Raw genomic sequence first — 5,798 nt, forward strand, 5'->3', positions numbered from 1 at the left:
GCCCAGAGCACTGCAATTGTTGACGCTTTGCATAAAAGGTCGAAAGACTCAGACTATGGCGCTCGCAGAAAACACGCTGGGATAGTTGACTGGATTCGTATTGCTCGAACAGGTTTTCCCATTCTTGGTCGGTACGTCGTTTTGCCATTTCAGATCTCCTTGAGATTGGGAGATTTGATCTTAGGACGTACCGATATTGATTAGAATGTGGGGTTTATGACGCGCTTACAAACCATCAAGCTTTATGACCTCATAAAAATCTCACTAAAGTAACGGTTTAAAATGCATTAAATGCAGAGCTTAGCAAGTCTCTTGATTATGAAAGACATTCCGAAGATCTAGCTTAACTCTTTGTAATAGCTAGAAAAAACACCCTAATCACGGAAGCCTGTGATTTTATAATTTTCCTTAACCTCAGCTAACGCCCGGCTAAGGGGTTGACAACGCACCGACGAACTCAAAAAACACACCGTAAACACTGAACTTCAATTTTGCACTAAAACCGCCACGCGTTGGCAATCCTTCTTGAGCCGTTTGTTAGCTGCTACACTTTAGCCGGAGATTTACTACCCGACAATAGACCTTGACGATGACCTTGCCTTTAGACAGATTGCGTCAAAAACTGATTTTAAACACTTTATAATTGAGCGTATTAGCGAGAAAGGTACTTCCCTAGACAATTTCTTTTGGATCGAGAAATTGGGAATTAGTCTTGAAAAGGTGTTCCGGGACGCATTTTATAGTCAACTGCGCGCTTATAGGTATAATGTTTTTTGTCTTGTTTTGATTTGCCGGCATGTCCTACAATAATTGAAAGTATGACACTTTAGAGTGTCATACTTTTTTGTATTTTTACCGACATGTCGGTTAGTAAAGATTCATTACGAGAACATAAGCCTGTAAATATAGAGAATAAATCATGTTCGACAAAAACTATCGTTGCCCAGTAGGCAGTCTAGATCCCAAAGTGTGTACTTGTAGCTCATGTCATTTACAAAATGAGATAGAAAAAAGTGCTTTAGCCTTAAAAGCGGCAGAAGTGAAGAACTTTACTGCTATAGAAAAACGTTTTTCTAGTATCAATGTGGTGAATGAATCGGAGTTAATAAGAGAAACACCGCAAGAAAAAATTCAACGGCAGCGTCGAGAACGCCTTATACAAAGTGAGAAAAACTGGTTGTATGTGCAAGAGAATGAGCCGCGTTATGCTGTACATCGAGAAAAGATTTTAACCGAGCGTAAAGCTGCTAATAAAAGCAAGTACAACAATACAACTAATTTTCTACCTAGTATTGGGATCAAATCTAAAGTGGTGGCTACTCCCAATAAAAACAAAGATGATAATGCCACTAATTTTCTACCTAGTATCGGAATGAAACCAAAAGACGCAATAGTTAAAAATTTCCGCTGTGGTGACCTTATGTATGGTACATCGTTTGGAAGGGATGAAAACTATTTAAAAAAACTTGAGGACTATCATAAGGTTAATGTGGTTAACAGTGTAATAGGTGAAAATAACGGTAATGAATGGGCTAGGAAAGGCACTAGAAATAATCGCTCCATGATAATAAATAGTTATAGTGATCCAGTAAGGGCAGCATTAAGTGATGAATTTGATAGATTGAAGAAAATGGGCGGAAATTTTCGGATGTCTCGCCTATCTGAAGCCATTTCAAAGGCAATGATTGGTCGTCCGAGCAAATACGGATTTGACTTTGATGCATATCAAAATGTTGCGTCAACACATGGAAAACTGAAAATATCATCTAAGCATGTCGTTGAGCGGGAGTGGTGGAAACGTGGTAGCAAAAGTGGGATTGAAATGGTAGCCCAACAATCCCCAGCTTCAGAACGAAAAATCCATTTCATCCTTGATGGGATGAATATTCGAGGTGTTACCACAAAAGATAACCGCTTGTACGGTTGTACAATCACTGCTTCAGAGCTTAGGTATATATATAGACACTGGGATAGACTGCAAGGGAGAATAATATTTTATAGAGATGGCAAAGTGGTTCCTTCACCATGGGAAGATATAGCATATTCTCACCTTTGGAAGGACTACCATCCAAAAAGTAGAAACTCTAAATAATTTTACAGATACGCCAGAGAAACATGTAAGCAGTAGCTTTGGCTTTTGTTGCTAATTCTCGCCCAGTAACAACAGACTATCCCTAGATTTGTTTAATTGTCTTAAGCTTAAGCCTATAGGCTGAGCTTAGACAATATGGGCAAGAAATCACTTAAATTCACGACTAAAACCATCGTAAGCGCCCCATGATCCCACGGGGCGTTTTAGTTTCAGTGTGAGAAGTTCCAAGGAAGAAGAGAGTTAATATCAGGCTCTGGCTTTGCCAGTTCTTTCATACATTTGACCATGTAATCGTAGAGTATCAGTCCGTTCGCTTTCGCCGTCTCGATGATGCTATACAGCAAAGCACTCGCATCAGCACCAAGTGGATTCGTCGAGAATAACCAATTTTTTCTGCCAATGACCAGCGATTTGATTGCGCGTTCCGCTCGGTTGTTGTCGATAGATAAATACCCATCTTCAACATAGCGTATCAGCTTAGGCCACTGACCCAAGGTGTACTTGATGGCTTTACCAAGAGGACTCGATTCGATGACTTTCTGCGTGGTTAACCAGTCATAGAAGTCATCCAACATCGGTTTAGCCTGCGCTTGTCTTTCTGCCCAACGCTCTTCGACCGAAGCCAGTTTTAATCGAGATTCAAGTGCGTACAACTTTTGGATTTTGGCTAACGCCACATCCGCTTTACCTGTTTTACCCTTGCCCTGAAGCTTCTTCGCTTCCATGAACTTACGACGTGCATGAGCGAAGCAACCGACATTGGTGACGTTGGCTAATCCATCATAAGCCGCGTAACCATCACTTTGCAGATAGCCTGAGTAATCACCCAAGAAGTTCACGGGGCACACTCTCGCGCGACTGTTTTGATAGTCGAACAAGACGATATTTTTCATGTCAGGGAGTTTAGCTTCAGGGGAGTCGGCTCCCGAGCAGTACAACCACATGTAACATTGCTTGTCTTCCTTGAGCACATTGAGCGGCGTTTCATCGGCCTGAACCACCACTTGTTCGAGTAAGTGAGCCTTCAGTGCCTGATAAAGCGGTTTGAACTTTTCACTCACCTGGATTACCCACCTGGCCATGGTCGTTCTCGATAACTCGATACCTGATTGGGTGAACAAGGTTTCCTGACGATACAGCGGAAGCGCATACTGATATTTGCCTAAAATAATGTTGGCAAGCAGACTTTCGGTAGCGAAGCTTTTGGGGATGATACTTATCGGTGCGGGTTGTTGGTGAATGTGGCTTTTTTCAGCCTGTTGTTCACACTGACGACAGGCGTATTTCGGGCGAACGACTTCCAATACTTTTAGGACGGCGGGCGTGAACTCCAGCTTTTCACTGCGGTCTTCGCCGATTTTATGCAGAGCGTGTTGGCAGCATGAGCACTGCTTGTCGTGCTCATCTAGGTCAAGTACGAGTGTTTCACGCGGTAAGTCTTTAGGCAGCGGTTGACGTTTACCACGACGTTTAATAGTCGTCGTTGTGGTGGTGATAACCTCATCTTCCACTTTCGCTGCTTCACATTCCGCCTCATTAAAGAGGTCACCTTACGCTTCATTATAAGGCTTTAACGCTTCCGAGCGTTTGGCGAATTGACGGTCAAGGGCCAGTTTAAACTGTTCAATTAAGGATTGGCGCTCTTGTTGCCACTCTTTTTTCTCCGACATCAACGCTTTCACCATAGCTTGAAGCTCGGCGATGTCTTGGCTTTCTGGGTTAATATCGGGCGTCTTTTTCATGGCATTGATTATACTAAAAACACCACGTCAAGGCTTGGTATAACTGACTTTTATCGAGATTAACTCATTGTAAAATTGTCTATTTTCATCGGTTTATGGCCGATTATTGTGAAGCCAGATAATAGTCTATCTAAGTCAAATTGAGTCAGGGTGTAGACCTGTTTTTTCTCTTGAGTGGGCAATTTGAATTTGGCTTTTTCGAGCCGTTTGTACCACAGGGCGAAGCCCGTTTTATCCCAGTACAACACTTTGACTTTGTCGCGTTGTTTATTGGTAAACAGGAAAAGTGCGCCTGTACCTAGCGGCAAATCGGTTTCGGACTCGATAATCGCCGCCAGGCCATTGATAGACTTTCTAAAATCCACGAACTCCCGATACAGGTAAACATTCGGGGCGCTCAACATTCGTTTCATGATAGTGCTCCGATTAACTCTGCCAGATACGAGGCAGGTGTACCCTGTGGAATGCTGAGTTCAGCGTCATTAACAAATAATGTCATGTTGGCGACGGGTGTTTGAGTTACTTGGTAGCGAGTCGTTTTTTCAACGACTTCAGCTTTGATAAAGCCACCAGTTTGAGATTGCCCAGAGCACTGCAATTGTTGACGCTTTGCATAAAAGGTCGAAAGACTCAGACTATGGCGCTCGCAGAAAACACGCTGGGATAGTTGACTGGATTCGTATTGCTCGAACAGGTTTTCCCATTCTTGGTCGGTACGTCGTTTTGCCATTTCAGATCTCCTTGAGATTGGGAGATTTGATCTTAGGACGTACCGATATTGATTAGAATGTGGGGTTTATGACGCGCTTACGATAATATTAGCGCTAAGACCCCGAATAGGTTAAGCGCTTGCGTGGTGCATACTATTGCGATTGGCTTATTATGTACTGAAGCGTTTCTTTAGCGACTTCTGCAATTAACTTGTCGCTATGTTTAGCGGTTGGCTCAGATTTATGCGTATATATTGCTATCACTAACGGAGACGCTTTTTCTCGCCAGATAACAGCTACATCGCTTGCTGCGCCATAGGCACCACAGGTTCCCGTTTTATCGCCCACTTTCCATTGCTTAGGGACGACTGCTCTGATTCTATTGTCTCCAGTAGTGTTGCCGATTAGCCAATCATGAAACAAGTTCTGATGGGAGGCTGTCAACACATTGCTAAAAGATAGCTTGCCAAGGCTCGTCGCCATTGACCTAGGAGTAGAGGTATCGCGTTCATCTCCTGGTATAGCTGTATTAAGTTCTAGTTCCCAACGGTCTAAACGGAAATCTTGATCAGCAATACTTTTCATAAAATTGTTCATACCCTGAGGACCACCGATATAACGCTCTAATAAAATATTGGTAGCGCCATTATCACTATACTGAAGAGCTGCTTGAGCAAGTTCGCCTATGCTCATTCCAGTGGCGTGATTTTTCTCAGTAATTGGTGACCAAAACTCTAACTCACGCTTACTAAAATCGATAAAAGTCTCCAAGTTCAATAATTGATTTTGTGACTTTTGCAAGATAGCCGCAGCTAGGAGTGACTTAAAAGAACTACATAACGGAAAGCGTTCTTGCTCACGGTAACCAAAAGTAAAACTTCCATTTATGTCGTAGGCATAAACACCAATACGACCTTGCCAATCACTTTCGATATCTTTGACCGCTTGGGTCAGTTGAATATCCGTTTGTGCGACGGTTTGATTTGCTACAGACAGTAAAATAACACTCAACGATAAAATCGTTTTTTTGAAGATGATCATTAGTTATACTTTCCTAATAAAGTTATTTATAGTTTTTTTAAAATTTCCGTGTTTCGTGGCAATACAATTAATAATACAAACCAAATAAACAATCAAGGTTTAATAAATAAAAATAGGCTTATTTAGTATTATAAAGTAATCGATAGATACTAACTCATCCTTTTTATTTTTAATTATCTTAATTTATTTCACCATGACGACTCAGTGGTGTTA

5 protein-coding genes and 1 pseudogene are annotated in these 5,798 nt (G+C 41.9%); 1 reads left to right on the top strand and 5 read right to left on the bottom strand.

The features are described from left to right. Positions 1-148: IS66 family insertion sequence element accessory protein TnpA (gene tnpA / locus AACT18_RS16915; protein ID WP_445286002.1), on the bottom strand; the 148-nt coding region annotated here is incomplete at its 3' end. Between the two features lie 771 nt (positions 149-919). Between tnpA (AACT18_RS16915) and AACT18_RS16920 the strand changes: the two genes are divergently transcribed. Continuing rightward, complete coding sequence (locus AACT18_RS16920; protein ID WP_094143360.1) at positions 920-2,092, top strand: hypothetical protein; 1,173 nt, start codon at positions 920-922, stop codon at positions 2,090-2,092. A 209-nt stretch (positions 2,093-2,301) separates the two neighbouring features. On the opposite strand, the pseudogene tnpC reads toward AACT18_RS16920, so the two are convergent. The 4 genes and pseudogenes from tnpC to bla all read right to left on the bottom strand — a co-directional run bounded on the left by tnpC (position 2,302) and on the right by bla (position 5,585). Then, positions 2,302-3,834: pseudogene (tnpC, locus tag AACT18_RS16925) on the bottom strand (IS66 family transposase). 59 nt (positions 3,835-3,893) lie between these two features. Then, positions 3,894-4,247, bottom strand: coding sequence for an IS66 family insertion sequence element accessory protein TnpB (gene tnpB / locus AACT18_RS16930; protein ID WP_094124587.1), 354 nt, complete (start codon positions 4,245-4,247; stop codon positions 3,894-3,896). Further along, a complete protein-coding gene (gene tnpA, locus AACT18_RS16935) occupies positions 4,244-4,564 on the bottom strand; it encodes an IS66 family insertion sequence element accessory protein TnpA (protein WP_094124588.1) in 321 nt (106 codons plus the stop codon). The genes tnpB and tnpA (AACT18_RS16935) overlap by 4 nt, the downstream gene beginning before the upstream one ends. A gap of 133 nt (positions 4,565-4,697) precedes the next feature. After that, positions 4,698-5,585, bottom strand: a complete 888-nt coding sequence (gene bla / locus AACT18_RS16940; protein ID WP_094144260.1) for a carbapenem-hydrolyzing class A beta-lactamase — start codon at positions 5,583-5,585, stop codon at positions 4,698-4,700. Positions 5,586-5,798 lie beyond the last annotated feature (213 nt).

The sequence above is a fragment of the Vibrio sp. V04_P4A5T148 genome (genome assembly GCF_963875605.1).
Classification (GTDB): Bacteria; Pseudomonadota; Gammaproteobacteria; order Enterobacterales; family Vibrionaceae; genus Vibrio; species Vibrio anguillarum.

Bases quoted from the DNA above. Each gene is read 5' to 3' on its own strand.
- bla (WP_094144260.1), bottom strand. From the start codon at position 5,585: ATGATCATCTTCAAAAAAACGATTTTATCGTTGAGTGTTATTTTACTG.
- tnpA (WP_094124588.1), bottom strand. From the start codon at position 4,564: ATGGCAAAACGACGTACCGACCAAGAATGGGAAAACCTGTTCGAGCAA.
- AACT18_RS16920 (WP_094143360.1), top strand. From the start codon at position 920: ATGTTCGACAAAAACTATCGTTGCCCAGTAGGCAGTCTAGATCCCAAA.
- tnpB (WP_094124587.1), bottom strand. From the start codon at position 4,247: ATGAAACGAATGTTGAGCGCCCCGAATGTTTACCTGTATCGGGAGTTC.